The organism is Psychrobacillus sp. FSL H8-0487, from assembly GCF_038008385.1.
Taxonomy (GTDB): domain Bacteria; phylum Bacillota; class Bacilli; order Bacillales_A; family Planococcaceae; genus Psychrobacillus; species Psychrobacillus psychrotolerans.
Genome location: NZ_JBBOZA010000001.1, coordinates 1,836,646 through 1,859,083, shown reverse-complemented (window position 1 = coordinate 1,859,083; position 22,438 = coordinate 1,836,646). Strand labels below are relative to the sequence as shown.

18 protein-coding genes and 1 tRNA gene are annotated in these 22,438 nt (G+C 35.4%); 9 read left to right on the top strand and 10 right to left on the bottom strand.

Features of this window, described 5'->3' with window-relative positions; genetic code table 11:
- The first annotated feature begins 34 nt into the window (after positions 1-34).
- Positions 35-3,205, top strand: coding sequence for an ATP-binding cassette domain-containing protein (locus MHI47_RS09205; protein WP_340830564.1), 3,171 nt, complete (start codon positions 35-37; stop codon positions 3,203-3,205).
- 422 nt (positions 3,206-3,627) lie between these two features.
- Here the strand turns inward: MHI47_RS09205 and MHI47_RS09200 are convergent, their stop codons facing one another.
- Both MHI47_RS09200 and MHI47_RS09195 read right to left on the bottom strand, forming a co-directional pair.
- Entirely contained in the window at positions 3,628-4,005 is a 378-nt protein-coding gene (locus MHI47_RS09200; protein WP_340830563.1) for an rRNA methyltransferase, read from the bottom strand.
- Positions 4,006-4,109: 104 nt separating this feature from the next.
- Positions 4,110-4,649 carry a helix-turn-helix domain-containing protein gene (locus MHI47_RS09195; RefSeq protein WP_340830561.1) on the bottom strand — a complete coding sequence of 180 codons (540 nt, stop codon included), beginning with the start codon at positions 4,647-4,649 and terminating at the stop codon, positions 4,110-4,112.
- A gap of 124 nt (positions 4,650-4,773) precedes the next feature.
- Here MHI47_RS09195 and MHI47_RS09190 point away from each other — a divergent pair, with 124 nt between their 5' ends.
- From MHI47_RS09190 to MHI47_RS09165, 6 genes are all read left to right on the top strand, one after another.
- Entirely contained in the window at positions 4,774-6,201 is a 1,428-nt protein-coding gene (locus tag MHI47_RS09190) for a SulP family inorganic anion transporter (protein WP_340830560.1), read from the top strand.
- Between the two features lie 12 nt (positions 6,202-6,213).
- Complete coding sequence (locus tag MHI47_RS09185; RefSeq protein WP_340762284.1) at positions 6,214-6,633, top strand: universal stress protein; 420 nt, start codon at positions 6,214-6,216, stop codon at positions 6,631-6,633.
- An 87-nt stretch (positions 6,634-6,720) separates the two neighbouring features.
- Positions 6,721-6,792 (top strand) — tRNA-Asn (locus MHI47_RS09180).
- Positions 6,793-6,969: 177 nt separating this feature from the next.
- Positions 6,970-8,640 (top strand): ribonuclease J, encoded by a 1,671-nt coding sequence (locus MHI47_RS09175; protein ID WP_340830559.1) that lies wholly within the window; start codon positions 6,970-6,972, stop codon positions 8,638-8,640.
- A gap of 19 nt (positions 8,641-8,659) precedes the next feature.
- Positions 8,660-8,911, top strand: a complete 252-nt coding sequence (locus tag MHI47_RS09170; protein ID WP_093534234.1) for a (4Fe-4S)-binding protein — start codon at positions 8,660-8,662, stop codon at positions 8,909-8,911.
- Between the two features lie 117 nt (positions 8,912-9,028).
- Entirely contained in the window at positions 9,029-9,847 is an 819-nt protein-coding gene (locus MHI47_RS09165; protein WP_093535652.1) for a GNAT family N-acetyltransferase, read from the top strand.
- 46 nt (positions 9,848-9,893) lie between these two features.
- Here the strand turns inward: MHI47_RS09165 and MHI47_RS09160 are convergent, their stop codons facing one another.
- Positions 9,894-10,436 carry a GNAT family N-acetyltransferase gene (locus MHI47_RS09160; RefSeq protein ID WP_340830557.1) on the bottom strand — a complete coding sequence of 181 codons (543 nt, stop codon included), beginning with the start codon at positions 10,434-10,436 and terminating at the stop codon, positions 9,894-9,896.
- Between the two features lie 436 nt (positions 10,437-10,872).
- On the opposite strand from MHI47_RS09160, the gene MHI47_RS09155 reads away from it, so the two are divergent.
- A complete protein-coding gene (locus tag MHI47_RS09155; RefSeq protein ID WP_340830555.1) occupies positions 10,873-11,625 on the top strand; it encodes a hypothetical protein in 753 nt (250 codons plus the stop codon).
- Positions 11,626-11,869: 244 nt separating this feature from the next.
- On the opposite strand, the gene MHI47_RS09150 is transcribed toward MHI47_RS09155, so the two are convergent.
- The 7 genes from MHI47_RS09150 to MHI47_RS09120 all read right to left on the bottom strand — a co-directional run bounded on the left by MHI47_RS09150 (position 11,870) and on the right by MHI47_RS09120 (position 20,238).
- Positions 11,870-12,055 carry a hypothetical protein gene (locus MHI47_RS09150; RefSeq protein ID WP_093534240.1) on the bottom strand — a complete coding sequence of 62 codons (186 nt, stop codon included), beginning with the start codon at positions 12,053-12,055 and terminating at the stop codon, positions 11,870-11,872.
- 178 nt (positions 12,056-12,233) lie between these two features.
- On the bottom strand, positions 12,234-13,265 hold the full coding sequence (locus tag MHI47_RS09145; RefSeq protein WP_340830554.1) for a LacI family DNA-binding transcriptional regulator: 1,032 nt from the start codon (positions 13,263-13,265) through the stop codon (positions 12,234-12,236).
- A 45-nt stretch (positions 13,266-13,310) separates the two neighbouring features.
- On the bottom strand, positions 13,311-14,975 hold the full coding sequence (locus MHI47_RS09140) for a glycoside hydrolase family 13 protein (protein ID WP_340830553.1): 1,665 nt from the start codon (positions 14,973-14,975) through the stop codon (positions 13,311-13,313).
- A gap of 74 nt (positions 14,976-15,049) precedes the next feature.
- Entirely contained in the window at positions 15,050-16,579 is a 1,530-nt protein-coding gene (locus MHI47_RS09135; RefSeq protein WP_340832021.1) for an alpha-amylase family glycosyl hydrolase, read from the bottom strand.
- A gap of 34 nt (positions 16,580-16,613) precedes the next feature.
- On the bottom strand, positions 16,614-17,456 hold the full coding sequence (locus MHI47_RS09130) for a sugar ABC transporter permease (RefSeq protein ID WP_093534246.1): 843 nt from the start codon (positions 17,454-17,456) through the stop codon (positions 16,614-16,616).
- Positions 17,456-18,736 carry a carbohydrate ABC transporter permease gene (locus MHI47_RS09125; RefSeq protein WP_093534248.1) on the bottom strand — a complete coding sequence of 427 codons (1,281 nt, stop codon included), beginning with the start codon at positions 18,734-18,736 and terminating at the stop codon, positions 17,456-17,458. The genes MHI47_RS09130 and MHI47_RS09125 overlap by 1 nt, the downstream gene beginning before the upstream one ends.
- Before the next feature lie 203 nt (positions 18,737-18,939).
- Positions 18,940-20,238 (bottom strand): extracellular solute-binding protein, encoded by a 1,299-nt coding sequence (locus tag MHI47_RS09120; RefSeq protein ID WP_340830552.1) that lies wholly within the window; start codon positions 20,236-20,238, stop codon positions 18,940-18,942.
- Between the two features lie 346 nt (positions 20,239-20,584).
- Between MHI47_RS09120 and MHI47_RS09115 the strand changes: the two genes are divergently transcribed.
- Positions 20,585-22,330 carry a glycoside hydrolase family 13 protein gene (locus tag MHI47_RS09115; protein ID WP_340830551.1) on the top strand — a complete coding sequence of 582 codons (1,746 nt, stop codon included), beginning with the start codon at positions 20,585-20,587 and terminating at the stop codon, positions 22,328-22,330.
- The last annotated feature ends 108 nt before the right edge of the window (positions 22,331-22,438 follow it).

The window sequence follows — 22,438 nt, the reverse complement described above, 5'->3', positions numbered from 1 at the left end:
TATTAAATAGAAAGAATGGAATGGATATTACAAAATGAAAATAAATCAATTAATTGCAAATAATATTAACAATTTAGAAACAGAAATACCTGTAGACAAATCGTTTGGAATTGCCGGTCTTTCCGGTTCTGGTAAAACAACATTTTGCCAAACAATTGGCGAAGAATCGAAGAAACGTCTAGTTTCACTTTTGCCAAAGGCAGAATATCAGTATTTATTCCCTAATATTATGGAGACCAATTTCAGTGCCATCAAAATGGAGGAGATGCCTTTAGTACTTTTTCTCGGAAAGTCGGCCATTTCTTCCAATCCGCGTTCAACTATTGGCACACATACTGGGGTGTTTAAAGAGATTCGCGATACTCTTGCTAGTAAATTTAGTCTTTCACCTGAAGTTTTTTCATTTAATAATGAGTTAGGATGGTGTCCTGCATGTAAAGGTCGTGGTACAACGAAAAATATCGAATGTAAAAAATGCAGGGGGAAGCGTTATAAAACGGAAGTCCTACAAAAACGAATGGAATTGTTCGATCAGCCACATAGTATTTCCGATATTAACAACTTAAGTATCGAATCGATTCACTCATTGGCAGAAGTTTTACATATTAGTGAAGCGAAACAACATATCCTTAAGAATATTATCAATATGAACATAGGTTACTTAACTATAAATCGTATCATGGGTACATTATCAGGTGGCGAATTAACAAGACTTTACTTGGCTGAATTCATGGCAGCAAGTGAAAATACCATTATTATTATTGATGAAATCTCCGTTGGTCTTGATCATCAAACATTAATGCAAATTCTAGAACAAATTAAAAAATTGGGTTACAAAAATCAGATTTGGCTCATTGATCACTCGGACACCGTGCTAGACACAACGGAAGAGCAATTGTTCTTTGGACCTGGAAGTGGAAAATATGGCGGTAAAATTGTAGAGGAATCCCCACGCCCAAACCCAATCAGTTGTGAACGAAATGAGGAAACACCAACAGAAAACTATCACTTCCATGAACTTTACAGTCGAAATATTCAAATGACTGAAATTCAAATTCCTCAAAATAGAGTAGTCACTTTTACAGGAGAGTCAGGATGTGGTAAATCTACGCTAGTAAATGAGTGTATAGCAAAAGATTTTCTAAAGCGCTATCCAAAAGACAAACTAGTAATGGTTGGGCAAAATCGCAACCAATCAATTACTAGCCGTTCAACAGTGGCAACTTTTCTTGATATTAAAAGGAAACTCACGAAATATAGTGACGATATTGATGGTATTTTTCTGCGATCGATTGAGGATATTATCGATGAATTGCCAGAGGGGGATATCGCTCATAAACGCTTGAGTTTACTGATCAAACTGGGACTTGGTTATTTAACGTTGGAAAGAAAAACACAATCATTATCGAATGGTGAGTTTCAATGTGTTCATTTAGTTTCTGAGCTGTTTGCTAATTCTAGAAATCCACATACTCTTTTTATTTTTGATGAGCCATCTAAAGGTTTGTCACAAAATATATTAAATCAATTCATTGATAGTATTAGAATTATTCTGCAAGATGAATCAATTTCCATCATTATGATTGAGCATAACGCTTATATGCTAGAGAACTCTGATTTTATCGTGGATTTTGGGAAAAGACAACTTGCGCCTGTGGAGCATCTTGATGTTATTAGCCATGATGATTATTATCGTGGGCAAAACACTACGAATAGGATTGCTCCATTGCGAATTTCTTCTACTATCAGTCAACAAACTGGCATTAATTACTTGAAAGAAAACCAGATTAATTATTTTAAAAATGCAGAAAACATCTATAAGGGCGGAATTTTAAAAAGCTTATCATCTATGGCCCGATTGATATACGGGGAATACGAGTCTGACAAAATTGCTCCTGTCATTGCAATAGACTTGGAACGTCATTTGTATAGTCAATATAGTTTTCTCTATGAAATAGGCGGTCTAATTAACCATATTGTAGCTGCACAACCAACCAATAAAGATACGAGGAGCTTTGATTTTTATTATCAAGGCAATCACTGTCCGAGTTGTTCTGGACGTGGGGTAATTGAAGTATTTGATATGGATGTGGTTATTCAAGACAAGACCGTACCATTCTGGGATGGTCTACTGCACCCAGATGTCATGGAAGTATTAAAATATTATCAATATCCAAAATTGGAATTTTTATTTGAAGAGATTAAAAATGAACTAGGTCATGATATTAGCAAAAGCTATAATGACATGACTGAACAAGAAAAGCATACTTTTTTATATGGGTATTGGGATAAGTCCTTTTATGACAAAGCAGGCAAAACACAAAGAACATGGCAAGGCTTTAATTACCTAATTGGGATGTATATGTTCATTTCGAAATCGATTATTAAAGAGCAAATGAAAGAATCTAAACAAATGATTTCATGTCCGGTGTGCAAAGGATCTGTGTTAAACCATCATAAACAACTTAAATTTGGTGAGACAGATATCCGAGAAATTATACAACAGCCACTTGAACAAGTGTTAAAAACGGTAGGGGAGTTACCTGAACTTCTTAAATTGAAAGCTATTGTAGGCGGTGATATGTCTTTGGCCGAAGATGTATCATTATTACCTAGAGAAACTCAAGCTGCACTTAAAATGCTCGAATTAGAACTAGCAAGCTTTGCTGGTTATGAAATGGTACTGCAAAATGTATTGCCATTTTGGGATAGTATCGAAAACAATATTGAATCCATTAGCAACAATAATAAGGTAACTATTTGTGATTTTGACAATATCATTGAAACAAGAGAAACCATCATTGATAAGTATTTCACGAATGGAAAATATAAAAAACTAACGTATGTTTATGAAGCATTTGGTTACAAAAAACTTGTTACTCAGGTTAACAAAATAAGAAAAAGTCACCCATGTCCATTCTGTAAAGGAAAGAAAGTAATAACGGAAGAGAATCTTCATGATGGCGTGCACAAATTAACGATACCTTGTGTGAGTTGTCATGCCACTGGTATTAATAATGAGGGACTTCAGGTGAAAGTCGAAGGTAAATCAACAGATATATGGCTTACTGGGGAAGTTAGAGATGTTATGGATGATAGTTTAACTCTTGGAATTGTAGCAGATCTTCTGCTGTTCAAACGTATTCGGGAGTTGAACAAAGAAGAAATGATGGCAGTTTATGAATATCTGGAACAAAAGAACTAAGTTGTCAATATAAATGAAAGCTATATAAAAACTCATTTGCAATAATAATTGCGAATGAGTTTTTATGCTATTCTGAAGAAAAGCATTTTAGGTAAATAAATATCAAAGGGAGAGATGAAGTGGAAAAGCAAATAAAATTTTAGTTATTGAAGATGGCAATGATATTACTATGTAGAATTCTTTAAAATGTGGAGAAAGATTATACTTTTAATCTTTAATTAATCATGGAACATGGTATTTTACATTCATTTATTTTAAATACGAATGTAATCAAATATCAAAAAAGAATTTTAGTCTGTAAAATTAGTAAAAATTTCTCTTATATCTCACTATTACTAGTATACTTCAATAATGAAACATAACTTAGTATAATATATATTATGACCACATCCCTATTTTATAATTTCATTTATGTCTCTTCTTTACTCTTTTTCTATTCTATATCGCCAATTTGCATTTTTTACATCCTCTATATTTATGTAGCTTTCGCTTGCCTCGATTACATCATTTAAATTTAACTTATTACTCTTAGCAAACAATCGCAAACTCTCCAGTGTTTCCTTATCACAGGTTGTACGAAATTCTATGCGATCTTTCGGTCTGTTTTTCTTGTCGTACATTAATGCACTTTCGTTTAATATATTTTCAAAACCGTTTTCTAATAAATAACCAATATGCGAATTTGACTCTTTTGCCTTCACTTTGAGCTTTTTTATTAAACTGGCACTTATACGCGTTTTATATTCAGTTCTCGTTTCATCGACAGTTTGTATTAACTTTCCATTTACTATTTTCCACATATCTTTCACACCTCTTCAAAGTTTGTATCGTATTATGCTCTATTTCTTTCATAAAGGCCTTTTAAACTATTTTAAGACTAAATAATAGGTTTATCCCTATCCTTCTATTTAAACTGATCTAAATAGCGATATAAAGTAGATTTACTTATGCCAGTTTCCTCTTTTATTTGCTGCAGTGTATATGCTTTGCTGTCATACATAGCAAAAGCTCTATTTAAATTATCATCTGACTTTTTCGGTCGGCCAATGATTTTCCCTTGCTTTTGGGCTTCACGGACCCCAAAAATGGATTGGTGACGTTTAATTTTCGTTTGTAAATTCGTCAATAACTCTAATAACTCTAGGAGCCTCATTGATAAAATATCTGTATTACTTAGATTTTCATCGATAAATGTGACAGTCACTTCGTCTCTTTCAAATACTCTCAATAAATCTTGGAATTGTGTAAGAGAATCCGCAAGCACTACGAAATTTTGTACATACAATTGATCCCCCTTTGAGAGCTGCATGACTAAGTCTTCTAGTTCATGTCTTTTTTTCATATAGGGATGTTGCTCTATATAGACTTCTGCATGTTTTTTATCCACTAGCTGTAACTTAACATCTTCATCATTTATTAATGGTCTTTTGTATCCGAATTCCATTTTTCTCCTCCAATTTCCCAAAAGCATTCCTATTTAGGAAAAGACATGTTATGATATGACAGATTGTCCTAAAACACAGGTTTTTGGGACATTATAAATTGACTATATCCGAAGGAGAACCTATATGCAAACTATTCAACAACAGTGGTTTGGAAATATTCGAGGCGACATATTATCAGGGATTGTCGTCGCACTTGCACTTATTCCAGAAGCCATTGCTTTTTCAATTATCGCTGGTGTGGACCCTATGGTTGGTCTTTACGCTTCCTTTAGTATAGCTGTCATAATCGCTTTTGTCGGTGGCAGACCGGGTATGATTTCTGCTGCTACTGGTGCCATGGCACTTGTTATGGTTAATTTGGTTGCTGATCATGGGTTGAATTATTTATTGGCTGCTACTATTTTGACTGGAGTCATTCAAATTTTCTTAGGGGTCTTCAAAATAGCAAAACTAATGCGTTTTATCCCTAATTCAGTGATGATTGGCTTTGTTAATGCATTGGCTATTTTAATCTTTATGGCACAGGTCCCTCATATTTTAGGGGAAGGCATATTAACGTATGTATTTGTCGCTGTTACATTAATAATTGTTTATACAGTACCACGCTTTATAAAAGGGGTCCCTGCCCCACTAATTGCGATCGTTATTTTAACTGCAATAACATTTATATTTGGTATTGAATTAAAAACGATTGGAGATTTAGGTACAATAACGCAAAATCTACCAAGCTTTTTCTTACCGGACGTACCATTCTCTTTAGAAACTCTTCAAATAATACTGCCTTACTCTTTAGCACTAGCTATTGTTGGTTTACTTGAATCGTTGTTAACTTCACAAATAGTTGATGATATGACGGATACAAAATCAGATAAAAACCGGGAAGCACGTGGACAAGGAATCGCTAACTTTATCACAGGATTTTTCGGTGGTATGGCTGGTTGTGCGATGATTGGTCAATCGATGATTAATGTGAAGTCTGGCGGACGTGGTCGTCTATCTACATTGGTTGCTGGGGTTTTCTTAATCTTTTTAATCATAGTTTTAGGAGATTTAGTAATTGATATTCCAATGCCCGTGTTAGTTGGAATAATGATTATGGTATGTATTGGTACATTTGATTGGTCTTCATTTAAATATATCGTGAAAGCACCACGTGCAGATGCAGTTGTGATGATTGCGACTGTTGCAATCGTTGTCTACACGGATAACTTAGCTATCGGTGTGGTAGTAGGTGTTATATTAAGTGCCTTATTCTTTGTTGCTTCGATCTCTAGGGTGAAAATAACGGAACATGATGGCATATATATTATTGAAGGTCCCCTTTTCTTTGCTTCTACTCAACATTTTGTTCAAACAATTGAAAAAACAACAGCAAACACTATTACAATAGATTTATCGAGTAGCCATTTGTGGGATGAATCATCCGTTGGAGCAATTGTTAACGTTGTTTCAAAATTAGAAGAACAAGGAAAATCGGTATCAGTAATTGGGATGAATCCAGCTAGTGAACTGCTATATCAAAAACTATTAGGAATTACAACTTCACACTAAGGATGATTAGTTATGTATCCACACATTCTTTTAGCAACAGATGGCTCTGAAAACTCCGTTCGTGCCGCAAAAGAAGCGATTAAACTGGCAAAGTGTTCATCCAATTCTAAAGTCGAAGTAGTGATGGTCACAGATTTTGACAAATCAAAGCAAGACATTCTACATGCCCAATCAGCCGAATCATTGCTGATAGAACGCAAACGTAAAATTTCCAATGTAGAACAGTTACTAAAGGATGAACAAGTGAATTATAAAGTTACTTTTTTAAAAGGATCCCCTGGTCCAGAAATTGTTCGATATGCAAAGGAACAAAAAGTTGATCTTGTAGTTGTTGGCAGTCGAGGTTTAAACACTTTACAAGAAATGGTGTTAGGAAGTGTCAGCCATAAAGTGATGAAGCGAGTTCACTGCCCTGCATTAATAGTTAAATAATAATTATTTAACTATATTTTTTTGAAAAATTAGTTGTATATAATAAACAAAGTTTGTTCATAATAAGTTTTGTAAGATAATTATAATTCCGTAGTAGCTCAGTGGTAGAGCAATCGGCTGTTAACCGATTGGTCGTAGGTTCGAGTCCTACCTCCGGAGTTCAGAGCTAAAAAAGAATGGTTGATCGTGACTTTAGTTCACGACCAACCATTCTTTTTGTTTATCAGTTCCATTTATGTACTTCTTCTTCCCTTTGCCTTAAGGAAATTTAAAAACCCCTTATAAAAGTGGGATAAGAGGCAATACTTAGAAGAGCATTTTTGAAGGAGGATAAGGATGAATACTACTAACAGTAAAGTATCTATTTTTGCATTAGGTGGAGTAAATGAAATAGGGAAAAATATGTATGTCATTCAATCAGATGACGATATAGTGGTCATCGACTGTGGTTCCAAGTTTCCCGATGAAACCCTGCTAGGTATAGATTTAATCATTCAGGATATTTCCTACTTATTGGAGAATGAGGATAAAGTAAGAGGGTTAATCATTACACATGGTCATGAAGATCATATTGGTGGTATCCCCTACTTTCTGAAACAACTTAATGTACCGATTTATGCAACCAATTTAACGGTAGGCCTAATCGAAATTAAATTGAAGGAGCATGGGTTATTAAGAAATACACAACTATTTTTAATAGACTCCGACTCCAAACTGAGACTAGGAACCATTAAGACATCTTTCTTTCGAGTTAGTCACAGTATACCTGATTGCCTAGGTGTAGCATTTCATACTTCACAAGGAACAATTGTACATACAGGAGATTTTAAATTTGATTTAACACCTGTAGATGAACAATATCCGGATATTCATAAGATGGCCGAGCTTGGCAACAAAGGCGTGTTACTGCTCCTATCAGAAAGTACGAATGCCGAAAGACCAGGATTTACTGCTTCCGAACAAAAAATTGCTGCACAAGTCGAAGAAGCGTTTCGAAATGCACCACGGAAGATTTTCATCTCTACCTTTGCCTCCAATGTGCATAGGGTACAGACAATAGTAAATGCTGCTATTAAGACCAATAGGAAGATTGCATTATTAGGGAGAAGTATGGTTAATGTAGTAGCTGTTGCGATGGAACGAGGGTATTTAACTATTCCCGAAGACATGCTAATCGATCAAAACGAAATTAATACGATGAATCCTGAGAATGTTGTGATCTTGTGCACAGGGAGCCAAGGAGAACCGATGGCTGCCTTGTCTCGCTTAGCAAGTTCAAGCTACCGTAATGTAGAGGTGCTTCCGGAGGATACGATTATTTTCGCAGCTGGACCTATTCCTGGCAATGAAAAGAGTATTACAAGAATTATAGACAACTTATATACTTTAGGTGCTCATGTTATATACGGCTCCGGTAATGTTACTGGCATGCATGTATCAGGTCATGCTTGCCAAGAAGAGCTCAAACTGATGCTTACTTTGATGAAACCAAAATACTTTATTCCTATTCATGGCGAATATCGTATGCTCCATCACCATCAGCTGTTAGCAGAATCTGTTGGTGTGGAACGAAATAATATATTTATCGTTCAAAACGGGGATGTCGTGGACATTGTAGATGAAAAAGCTGTTCAAACGAGAAATATAGAAGCTGGAAATGTATTTGTCGATGGGTTTGGTATTGGAGACGTCGGGGAAATTATATTACGAGATCGAAAATTGCTTTCAGAGGATGGGATGTTAGTTATTGTTACCACTCTAAGCAAAGCAAATAACAAGATTATTTCAGGACCGGATACAATTTCTCGTGGATTTGTCTATGGTCCTGAGTCTGAAGAGCTTATAAAAGAAGTTAACCAAAATGTACGATCTACTATTTCGAAAACAAGGGATACAAACAAAAACCAACGTGTTCTAAAACAAAACATTAAAAAATCTCTAGAAAAGCTATTATATAGTCGAACTAAAAGAAAACCTATGATACTTCCTATAATTATCGAATTGTAAACAAAATGGAGGTAACCCGATGGCAGATACAGAAGAAGATTTAATCAAACTAGGTTATAAAAAATATTACGGAGATGAATTAGATATATACTTTCATCCCATAAAATGTACACATGCTGCAAACTGCATTAAATACCTCCCTTCTGTTTTTGATGTAAACAATAAGCCATGGATTTATCCAAACGGAGCACTTAGAGAAGATGGCAAAAGAGTCGTTCAAAATTGCCCCAGTGATGCGCTACGATTTATCGATAAAAGAACCGTTCATTAGAATAATTTTCTAATGAACAGTTCTTATTTTTCAGAAAAAACATATTATTTTAAGCTGATTCGTTATATATTAATAAAGTGAGTTAATTTCACACTATGGATACAGAAAGGAGCACTTATGCTAACTACTAAACAATTAGAAGATATCGAGGCACTGCAAAAAGAATGTGAACTACATGATAAACTTCAGCTGAAGTTAAATTGGGATATGCTGAAAACACGTACGGATAATCATTATGACTTCTTCCTATATGACAACGATGTACTGATAGCTTTTCTAGGTTTATATCCTTTTGGTACGACAGTTGAGGTTTGCGGAATGGTTAAACCGACGGACCGCAGAAAACATCATTTCTCCAATTTATTTGAAGAAGCTATGGCTGTTGCAAAAATACAGGGCTTTCATAAAATATTGTTGAACGCTCCTGCTGGTTCTGACGAGGCAAAAGCATTTTTGAAACACTATAAAGCAGTGTATTCCTTTTCAGAACATCAAATGAAATGGGAACCAAGAGAACTGGAAGAAGTATCTGGATTCACCTTACGGAAAGCTGAGCAAAAGGACCTTCCCTTACGTGTTCAGTTAAATATTGAATCATTTGGATTAGATGACGAAAGTTCCTTAGAAATAGAAAACCGAGTTGACTTAGAAATGGATAACAGCGTGTATATCATCGATACACATGAACAATCTGTAGGTAAAATAAGAGTTAAGGTTGAAGACGAGGAAGCTTGGATATACGGTTTTAGTATACTTCCCCACTTCCGTGGCAAAGGAATTGGACGAAAAGTATTACAATCTATCGTTAAGAAATATGCATCTCAAGGTAATTCTCTCCACTTAGAAGTCGAAACGGAAAATATGCATGCGTTAAGTTTATATGAATCTATTGGATTTCAAATAGTCCACGCACAAGATTATTACATATACAAATAATACAAACCCTGATATAACGTTAACTTAGTTACATCAGGGTTATATTTTACTTTTTCCAATCGTTTGCGAGCATTCCATAAACCACATGATCCACATAATGGTCATATAGCCACTCTGCCTGCCTTACACAGCCTTCTTCCTGAAAACCTAATCTGTCTGGAATAGCCCTACTTTTTTTGTTTTCTACAGCTGCGCGAATTTCTACACGATTTAATTGTAATTCTACTAATGCATAATCCACAAAAGCCTCTACTGATTTTGTCATTAACCCTAATCCCACATAATCATTTCCTAACCAATACCCAATACTCGTTGATTTGTTATTCCAATCAATTTTATGGAAACCAATTACTCCAGCAAGATTGCCGTCATACCAAATACCCGCTTGAAAGCCGTTATTCTCACTAAACTGCTTCATAGTCGATTGAATGAACATCTTCGTGTCTTCAGAAGTACGAGTAAAATCAATAAATGGTAACCATTCTCTTAACGTATCCTTCGATTGAACAGTTAATGCGAACAAATGTTCAGTGTCCCGTAAATCGAGCATTTTTAAGCAAGTTTGGTCATTAATTTTGTATGAAAACATGAATTTCCTCCTTTTTCACATCTTTTAGTTTACATAATATTATTATGTAAACATTTACATGTGTTTTTTTTGTAAGTCCCTAAATATTCTGTCTAAATATAGATCTAGTTTGTAATATAACATATTCTCTTCAAACAAAACCACAGGATTTTTTCAAACAAGATTTCCTATTGAACTACATCTCTGTTTTCGTTTTGCTGAATTGTCTCATATTAAATTATTATTGAAATATAATTATTATTTTGTATGTAATTGCATATAATTTAATATTAATAGAGACAATGAGGTGAGAAAAATAAATCATCTAAATACAAACAAGGAAAAGAGGACATTTTTTCAATGGCTTAACTTTTTGATTCCATACTTTTATACAGCGGGAATTACGCTTATAATATCGTGGATGGTTACTGCATCCATACTGATTGGTTTTAATATATTGAATGAAAATCCAAAAGCTTTTTTTCTTCAAAATGAAAATACTAGCCCAACAAATGCAAGTGGAACGGCGTTTTCGATTATTGTCCAGCCCTTTGTGGAATCCAATTTTAATCAAATCATTTTTCGGGGAATCTTTCTTCTTTTCATTTGGTTGCTTTTATTTCTCACTATACCCGTTGCTTTTAAGCGTTTAAAAAGATTTAAGTTCTTAAATCTTGAATTTGAGGTAGATAATATTGAACAGGCTGCTATAGAAACAGTTGAAATCAGCGGTACTAAAGCTAGACTTATGGCGTACTTCACTGGAGATGATGCATCAGGACGGACCCTAGATTTTTTATCTCAATCTACTATAGATTTTAAGGAAGTACTAGAATATTTCCTAGCTGAAACTCAACTAGGATACAAAAATCATCCGATTAATGGTGTCTTTACGTATAAAATATACAATGGTACAGCACCTGAAAAATTGCATGTGTTAGTAGAAGAATCGAAAGAATCTGGGGAAGCTGCGGTTTACAACAAAATCGATGAGGATAATTTATGGAAGAAAAGCTATCTTGTTTTGTATTTCCCTTATAATCATACTGAGTACATTACTGTAATAGAAAGTTATTCCTATTCATTTGATATTTTAGACAAATATTTATTTGAACTGCTCCATAAAACTATTAGTAAAAACCTAGAAAATATTGAGTATATGGTCGCCTTAACAAATAATGTTGAGGATACGAGCGTAGAAAACTCTTGATCAAAATTATGTATCATCGAGAAAGGACTGATAAATATCGTAAGTGTAAATACTCCGATCAATACCGAAGAAGTTAAAAAACGTGCAACAAGAAATTTAAACCGATTTAGCGCAAGACAAAAAAATAAAAATATTAAAGCTATAACCGGTGATATAGTAAAACCAATACACATTAGTAAATCAGAGCCATTGGTTAAACGAATGACATGTTATCAAAGAAATAATTAATGATTACCCACTTTATTTAAAGCGGGTAATTTTTTTTATGTTTTAAACTTTTCGAGTGTTTTTTTGCTATTTCTTGCATAATTGGCGAAGATCCTACTAAATCCGCTGCTTGTTTTATCGGCAAGCTTCTTAGATTTAACTCACTAATGCTCTTAAATTTTTCTCCCTTTAAATACCTTTTATAAATTTCTGATATCTTCATGGTGTATATACCCCCTTTTATACCACTAAGTCCGTATGTTTATAGTGTAGTATATTCGGGGCTTTCAAAAAGTTATTCAAATAAATGTGAAGAGCCTTCATATATTGCCTTTAGTCATAATTAGTTTACATAATATTATTATAAAGTGTCTTTTGAATATGTACTGTATATAAATGGATTATTCTACATCCGGGGCAACATCACATGACTGCCTGATAACAAGTGTATGCGGAATTATAATTCGCTTTACAGGGTCATTTTCATTTTTTAAAAGTTGGATTAAATTACTTGCTGCCTGGTAACCAAGTTCTTTTATATTAATATCAATAGAAGTAAGTGGTGGCCTAGACATCTCCGCAAACAACGCATTATTAAAGCTAACAATAGAAACTTCAGTAGGGATTTCTATTTGCATTTCAGTAAGTGTATTCACTACCCCTACTGCCATTAAATCGTCTGTTACAAGTAAAGCTGTTGGTGGAATAGATCTTCTAAGCAGTGCTTTTACAGCTTCCTGCCCACCTTCACGAAGAAAGTCCCCATGAATAATATAATCCTCATTTATATCTATGTCAGATGCCCTAAGTGCCTCTTTATAGCCATTTAGACGATCTAATGTAACTGTTAAACTCGGACTTCCACCTATAAAGCCAATTTTATGATGACCGAGCCCTATTATATAATCGGTAGCCTCTTTTGCAGCCATATAATTGTCGTTATCCACATGAGTAATCTTATCAACGAGGTCGTAAGGTTTTCCAATGACGACAAACGGAAATTTCCTTTTAGTTAAATACTCCATAATTTTATCGTCAATCATCGAATACAGAAGGATTATTCCATCTACTCTGCCACCTTGAACCATTTGTACGACCCCTTCATAAGAATCGAATTCTGTTTTACCACTGGTCATTTGCAATGCATAGTGATTATCATGTACACCTTCGCTTAATCCCTGTATAACCTCTGAAAAGAATGGATTTTGAAAAAACACGCCAGATGAGTGAGGTAAAACAAGACCTATCACTTTAGTCGACTGACTGGCTAGGCTACGGGCAATAAAATTCGGATGATATTTAAGTTCATCCATCGCGTCCCTTACTCGTGTCTTCGTGTCTTCGCTTATCCGGGGACTATTAGCAATCACCCGGGAAACAGTCGAAGGAGCAACTTTAGCCAGCTTCGCCACATCTTTAATTGTAATCGCCATTAGAAATTCCTCTCTCTCTCTTTCGCTAACCTTACATCGGTTATATTACTTGTATAAGTATACCCTTACTTCAAATGGATTAAGAGTTATAGTCTCGGATAGCTGCTCCGGTGCATTCTCATAATTATATAGTATAAGATCTGTGTTACGTTTCGGTAAATGTTTTAACTTAAGTTCCGTAATTTGTTGTCTAAAATTACATAACACAAACGCAAACTGATCTCCTATTGTTCGTGAGTAGACGTATACATCGGGATGCTCTTCTTGTATCACCTCATATTCTCCATACACAAATAGAGGATTTTCTTTCCTTACTTGAATCATTTTCTTATAGAAATGATAAATAGAATTCTCATCTCCTAATTGATTTGCAACATTAATCGTTAAATAATTCGGATTGACTTTCATCCACGGCTCACCTACTGAAAATCCGCTATTTAAAGTACTATCCCACTGCATCGGAGTTCTTGAGTTATCACGGCCATTTCGCCAAATAACCTCCATTACCTCTTCATGCGACTTACCGTTCGCTATTTCTAAATCATAAAAATTCTTCATGCCAATATCATCATAGTCATGAATAGATGGAAACTGAACGTTTGTCATGCCAATTTCCTGGCCTTGATAGATAAATGGAGTTCCTTGCATCAAGAAGTAGCAGGCAGCTAGCATTTTGGCACTTTCATTCCAGTACTCTTTGTCATTTCCCCAGCTCGAAACACTACGTGTCTGATCGTGATTTTCAAGGAATAGAGCATTCCATCCTTTTGAGTGTAATCCTTTTTGCCATTTAGTTAGAACTTGCTTTAAAGCAATAACATCTACTGAGTTATTTAGGTCCTTATTCCATAGTCCGAGATGTTCAAATTGAAAGATCATATTAAACTTTCCATTTACTTCTCCAACCCACTCGTCTGCCTCATCGATTCCTACTCCATTTGCTTCACCAACAGTCATAATATCGTATTTAGCAAAAGTTTCTTCTTTTAACTCTTTTAAATACTCTTGAATACCTGGTTGATTCGTATGCATATCAAAAGAGGAAACATATTTTTCAGCATTGGGATTTGGCATATCTGGTAACTCATCACGTTTCTTAATATGACTGATCGCATCTACACGGTAACCATCGATACCTTTGTCGAGCCACCAATTCACCATATTAAATAGCTCATGACGCATCTCTGTATTTTCCCAATTTAAGTCAGGCTGTTTCGTGGCAAACAGATGGAGATAATATTGGTTCGTAAGTTCATCATGCTGCCATGCGCTTCCAGAGAAAATACTTTCCCAGTTATTCGGTTCTTGATCACCCCTACCATCCTTCCAAATATACCAATCCCTTTTAGGGTTATCTTTAGAAGAACGAGATTCAATAAACCAAGGATGTTCATCACTTGTATGATTGATTACTAGATCAAGAATTAGTTTCATCCCTCTTGCATGAATTTCTTCTAATAACTCATCGAAATCATCCATATTGCCATACTGCTTTGAAATACCCTGATAATCGCTAATATCATATCCATTATCTGCATTAGGTGACTTATAGAAGGGACTGACCCAAATAACGTCTACTCCTAAGTCCTTCAAGTAATCTAATTTGGTAATGATTCCACGTAAATCACCTATTCCGTCACCATTGCTATCCATGAAACTTCTAGGATACACCTGATAACTTACTGCCTCTTTCCACCATTTTTCTTTCATGTCTATAGTACTCCTTTCGTGCTGCACATTCTTTCGTAAGTTATGACTACCTTTGGAATAAATTTAATAACAAATTATTGTTTTGTCCGTTTGAAGCGAAGGACCAAAAAAACTAATAATATTACTATTATTCCTATCACAATGCTCAAAACTAAACGATTATCTGACTTTTCATTGACGAACTCATATATTTCGGACTGTCCACTTTCCAACTTGAACGTGTACCCATCCTCATTATTACCTGAGTTAACTAATTCACCAGCTAATACCCCTTTTAGCTGTTTCCCTTTTTCTATACCCTCATCTAAAGCAATCTTTTTAGCTTCTGACGTATTATTGATGGCTACTATTACGGTTTCATCCCCGTAAGTTCTCTTATAAAGAGTAAGTCCTGCATCATCCACTAAAAGTTTCATTTCTCCCCTTGTAAGAGATAACTGCTGCTGTCTAACAGCACCGAGTTTTTTTACAAACGTTGTCAATTCTTCATCTGCTCTAAAATTCATCATTCGACGATTGTCTGGATCGTTTCCTCCGTCTAATGCTATTTCTGTCCCATAGTAGAAGATAGGAATGCCAGGAGCAGTATACATATAAGTTAGCGCTAGCTTTAACTGAATAACCGGGTCTTGGTTATTTTGGATTGCTAAATTAGCGAACCTTTGCATATCATGATTATCTATAAATTGTCCTAGCAATTCTGGTCGATCAAACAATTTGTTATTTCGCTCATTATTTGAAAATAACCATCCTAGAGACTGATTTGGTTTTTCAAAAGCTGCACGGAGACTTTCATTTTGCGAAAAATCCATGAAACCATCAATCCCAGTTTCCTCATATCCAGCTACTATATTAGGGTTATCATGCCAAACCTCTCCTATAAGAAAGAATGATTCTTTCACCGTTTTAAGTTCAGCAGAGAAGTCCTTCCAAAACTCCTTTGGAACATGTTTAACTGTGTCGAGTCTGTAACCATCGATATCTGTTTCTTGAATCCACCATTTTGCTGCATCTATTAGGTACTTACTTACCTCTGGATTTTCTTGATCTAAATCGGGTAAATCATATAACCAACCGTTTTCAACTTCTTCTTGATCATTCCAATTAGAAATAGACTTTTTTTCATGAAACCAATCATTTTTAGTAGAATCATTAAGCCACTCATGATTTGGTCCAACATGGTTAACGACAAAATCTAAAATGACTTTTATATCGCGTTTGTGCGCTTCGGTTACAAGTGTTTTAAACTCTTCCATGGAACCAAAATAGGGATTCGTTTGATAGAAATCCTTAATCCAGTATCCATGATAACCGTTATTCATATTTTCAAATATGGGAGTTAACCAAATTGCTGTATAACCCATTTCTTTTATATAATCTAGCTTGTCGGTAATTCCTTGAAAATCCCCACCATGATAAGCAAGTGGATCGTTAATGTTAGCGTCTTTGTCATTACTCGTATTTCCATTGTTAAATCGGTCCACCATAATCATGTATATAACCTCATCCTGCATCCGTTTCTCCTCACTTGCTAGAGATTGCTGCGGATTTGATACGGCAATTACAAGAAATAATAAAATGAATAGCACTCTACCTTTAGTCATGGTCATCTTAAGCAACTTCTTTCCTTTGAAGTCATTAACCCTTCGTACCACCAGCAGTTAAACCAGAGATAAAATACTTTTGGAATGATAGGAAAAGTATTGTAATTGGGATTGCGATTAAAACAGACCCCGCTGCAAATGTAGTAAACTCATTCCCAAACTGTTTGGAAACTAGTTCGTATAGACCTACACCCATTGTGAACTTCTCTTCACTACGTAACATAATACGAGCAAGTATGAAATCACCAAACGGAGCGATGAATGAAAATAATGCTACTACTGCTAAAATTGGTTTAGATAAAGGCATGATAATTTGCCAAAAAATGCGTAAATGACCTGCTCCATCCATACGTGCAGATTCATCCAGTTCTTTTGGAATCGTATCCAAATAGCCTTTCATTAACCAAGTATTCATTGGTATTTGACCACCAACATAAATAAGTATTAAACCAACATGCGTATCTAGCAGTCCAGTTCGTTGAGCAAGTACAAAGATGGCAATAAGTGCCGCAAAGTTTGGAATCATCTGTAGGACTAAAAAGGTAAGAAGTCCATTTTTTCTTCCGATAAATCTGTAGCGTGAGAAAGCATATCCAGTAAAAGCGACACTTAATACCGCAAATACCATCGTTATTAAACTTATCTTCATCGAATTTAAATACCATAAAACGTAATTAGAGTTTTCTATGTCAAATAAGCTCTTATAGTGCTTAAGTGTAGGATTTTCTGGAAACATTGTTGAACCTGATAGACTTTGTCCCGGGTTAAAGGAAGATCCCAGTACCCATAATAAAGGGTAAACAACAATGACTACAGCAACTAGAAGAATAAGATAAGAAACTGACAATCTGATTATTTTCTCAGTTTTATTAGTCATTACATCATATCCTCCTCTTTGAATGAATTAGTTCGTTTGAATTGCCATAACGCTACCGTAATAACAATAAGTGATAGTAGCATCGTTATTGCAGCTGCTTTCCCATATTGTCCAGAAGTCATCGTCAATTGATAAATCCAAGAGATTAAGATATCTGATCCACCGGCATTTTGACCTGGTAAAGCCGGACCACCACCGTTAAATAGGAAGATAACATTGAAATTATTAAAGTTAAATGTATATTGCGTGATCAGAATTGGCGCGGTTGCATACAGTACCATTGGTAAAGTAATACCTCTGAATTTCTGGAAGATAGAAGCTCCATCTACATTTGCGGCCTCATATAACTCATTTGGAATAGATTGCAGCACCCCAGTTGTCATTGCGAAGATGAATGGGAAACCAAGCCATGATTGTATTAAAATCAGTGCAAATCGAGTCCATAATTCTTCGGTCATCCATGGAATTGCATCAATTCCTAACATACTCAGTATTTGCGTATTAATAACGCCGAACGATTCGTTGAACATCCCTGAAAAAATTAGGATCGATACAAATGCTGGTACTGCCCACGGCAAGATTAATATTGTGCGGAAAAAAGCTTTCCCTTTTAAATCCTTTTGATTGATGACAACGGCTAAAAAGACCCCGATCACAACCTGCAAAGTGGTTGCTCCAAATGTCCAAACAATTGTCCAACCGAGTACACCAAAGAAGGTAGACCTCCAAAGGTCTAATTTGAATATATCAATATAGTTTTGAATTCCTACCCAATCTACCAGTTTTGCTGGTGGTGAATGGTATAAATCATAGTTTGTAAATGAGAGAAGAATTACAAAGATTATTGGGAAAATAACTACGAAGATTAATAATAAAAATCCTGGGGAAATCATTAGATAAGGAAAACCGTTATCCAAAAGATTGTGATACTGCTCCCTCACGCTATTTAATAGGAAACCCTCATCTCGTTTTTTTCCATTGTGGTAAGCATCATATATATTGAAAGCATAAATTCCAAGACCTATGATTGCTACCAACAAGGCGATAATTCCATCGATTAATAAGAATATCGAATGATCAAGCTTTGGAATTTCTCCAAGCGTAATAAGACCCCAGAATCCCCAGTTTAGCGTTTGAGAGAAACTACTAAAGAATGCGACTGTTAATACTAAAAAGATAATTCCTTTGACAAACTGTTTATTATAAAATTGTCCAAAACCTGGGATGATGGATAATAACCCAGCATTTTTTCTATGTTTGGTTGTGACATTACTGTTCATTGTAGTTGTCGCCTCCTTCTTTCCTATGAAAGAGAATACTCTCCTATTTTCACATGGATTTCCTTACAACATTGACACTCATACATAATAGAGAAGCAAAGGCATATGACCCCTTAAAGGAAACATGCCTTTGCCTTGTTTGAGAATTAGTAAGTTTGCGCTAATACTCGCTGAACTAGCTCGAGCGCTTATGCTGTTCTAAGTTATTGTGGATGGTTAGTTTCTATATTTGTTTTGATCGTTTTAACTGCATCGTCCATTGCAGCTTTTGGTTCTGCCTTACCAGTTGCAAGGGTTTGTAGTGCTGATGCTGCAGGACCCCATACTTCCGCCATTTCTGGAATATTAGGCATAGGTATTGCGTATTGGGATTGAAGTGCTACTGCTTTTGCCCCTTCATTGTCCGCAATAATCGGATCTTCAATCAATGTTGTAACTGGTGGAATCTCTTGTGTTAATTCAAAACGAATTTTTGCATTCTCTTCATTTGTTAACCATTCTATTAATTTAGTTGACCAATATGGATGTTCTGTAAATGCGGATACATGCCATCCTTTAACTCCCATAAATGTCTTCATATGCTCACCATTTGGTAAGGTTGGCATTGCAGCTACTCCAATATCAATCCCAGCGTCTTTCATCCCTTGGAATGCCCAAGGACCGTCCATTACAGATGCGACTTTCCCTTCATTGAATAGACCATCTTTCGCTGAGCCACCGCTATCCCCTATAATTCCTTTAGGGAATAAACCTTCTGCATACCATTTTTGAATATATTCTGCACCAGCTATACCGCCTTCATTGTTTAAACCAACATCATCTCGGTCAAGGGCTCCATCATTCTCTTTGAATACATATCCCCCCATACCTCCAAAGACTCCGTGCGCAAAGTAGAAGTCATCCCATTTTGCTAAGAATCCAAACTTTTTACCATCTGTAAATTCATTTGCAAAAGCATAAACTTCATCCATTGTTTCTGGAGCTTCTTCCATTAAAGCCTTATTGTAAATAAATACTGGTGTCTCTGTAGCTTTTGGTAACCCGTATAATTTTCCATCATATTTCTGTGCAGTCACAGCTGATTCACTGAAAGTAGAAAGGATTTCATCACTTACTTCAATTTCCTGAAGTAACCCTTCTGTCACAACTTGACCAATTTGATCATGAGGTAAAGTAACTACGTCTGCACCAGTTCCCGAAGGACCATCTAAACGTAGCTGATCACGCATTTTATCCGCCATACCTAATTCTTTAAATTCAACCTTAATACCATATTCCTTTTCGAAAGATTCGATAGCAGGTTTTAGAGCGATAGATTTATCTGTATCCTCCCAAACTATAAGTGTTTCAGGTTTTGCTGGTTCTTCTGAAGATTCAGCCCCAGTTTCTGTTTCTTTTTCATCTGTTTTCGCAGGAGTTGTTTCCTCCCTTTTCGGTCCACATGCAACTAATAATGCCAATGTAATAATGAGCATGAACAACAAAGTTAATGACTTTTTCATTTGTACCCCTCCTATTTTTTGGTTTAAACCTACGCTAAGTTGGACAAACGCTTGCACATTTCAGCAAAAGAAAGCGCTATCATAAGTTGCTAAAAATAATTTCTTTCAATTACTTATAAGTCTATATATAAGATTGAAAGAATAATATATTAGTAATGAATCTATGAAAACGATTGCACAACTCATAGTTTTATTATACATTTATTTGAGAAGGAAACAATCTATTTTTTATAAATATTAAAAATATTAAAAATATAACACTTCTTCTCCTTCTATGCTCACTACATTGAGCGTCCATATTTAAATTACTTGGAAGTAAAATAACTCGTTTTAAAGGAGATGTATAATGGAGAAAACTGCTATTTTTCACCGTCCCACCGATAACTTCGCTTATTTACTAGATGATCGAACACTACAATTACGACTTAAGACAAAAAAAAATGATGTTACTTCTGTTTCGTTAATATTTGGTGATCCTTATATTTGGAGAAATGGCGAATGGCAATTTTCTAAAATGCCTATGAACTTAGTTGGAAACGATGGTTTACATGATTATTGGGAAACTGAAGCATTTGCAGCAACCAAACGATTACGCTACGGCTTTCAGTTAACTTCTTTAACGGAGGAAACAATATATACAGAAAAAGGTTTTTTTGACAGTATACCAACTGACAGTGATTATTATTTTTGTTTTCCGTATTTACATGAGAATGAACTGTTCCAAGCGCCCCAGTGGGTAAAAGACACTGTTTGGTATCAAATATTCCCAGAACGTTTTGGCAACGGAAATCCTTCTATTAATCCCAAAAACACAACAGCTTGGGGCAGTGAACCCCCTGCAGTTAATAACTTCTTTGGTGGTGACTTCGCCGGCGTAACAGCACATTTAGACCACCTCACGGATATAGGGGTAAATGGTATTTATTTTACTCCAGTATTCGAAGCCTCCTCCAATCATAAATACGATACGATTGACTATATGGAGATAGATCCTCAGTTTGGGGATGCAGATGCATTAAAAGAACTAATAACACAATGCCATAGCCGCGGCATTAAGGTAATGCTAGATGCCGTATTTAATCATAGCGGTTATTACTTCCCTCCCTTCCAGGATGTCCTAAAGAACGGAGAAAGCTCACCTTATAAAGATTGGTTCCACATCCACAGCTTCCCCGTTCTAGGAGGAGAAAAGCCAAACTATGAGGCTTTTGGTTTTGTAGATTCTATGCCCAAGCTGAATACTGCTAATCCAGAAGTTAAAAAATACTTACTGGAAGTAGGTACCTATTGGATCAATGAATTTGATATTGACGGTTGGAGACTTGATGTTGCAAACGAAGTAGACCAACCTTTCTGGCGCGAGTTTAGAAAAACTGTTAAAGAAGCAAAACCGGATGTTTATATTCTTGGAGAAATATGGCATGATTCAATGCCATGGCTTAGAGGAGATCAATTTGATGCGGTGATGAATTACCCCTTTAAAACAAATGTATTAAATCTTCTGGCAAAAAACAGCATTAATTCAAAACAATTTGCAGAGAATATGAGTAAGGTATACTACAGTTACCCGAAAACTGTGTTTGATTACACTTTTAATCTTGTTGGTAGCCATGATACTGCTAGAATTCTTACAGAATGTAATGATAATATTAATATAACGAAACAAGTATTTACTATTCTTTTAACCTTTATGGGAACTCCATGCATCTATTATGGCGATGAAATAGGCCTTACAGGTGGCCAAGATCCTGGCTGTCGTGAGTGTATGGACTGGGATGAAAATAATCACCAGCTAGAGTTAAAAAATCATATCCAGACGCTAATTTTACTACGAACTAAAGAAAAACTACTTGCCAATGAAGGCTCCATAACATTCGTACATCCTACGGAGGCAAATGGTATATTTGGGTATAAAAAGCACAACGCTACCAAAACGATTATCGTCTTACTTAATCCTAGTTCCGATGAGCAACAATATGCACTGGATCGGGACCAAAAATATAACATACTGTATAGTTCTGGGTTAGTGATAGAAGGTTCTAATGTCCGTATTTCTACAGAAGGATTTGGAATTATCGAATATAACCTTTAAAAAAACAAAAGCATAAGTGCCTATGTCTTTCCCGGCGAGCATTGGAAAAATAGCAATAAAGACATATTTTTCCTAAGTTTGCTTTTCTGAAGTGAATGAAGGGGCAAG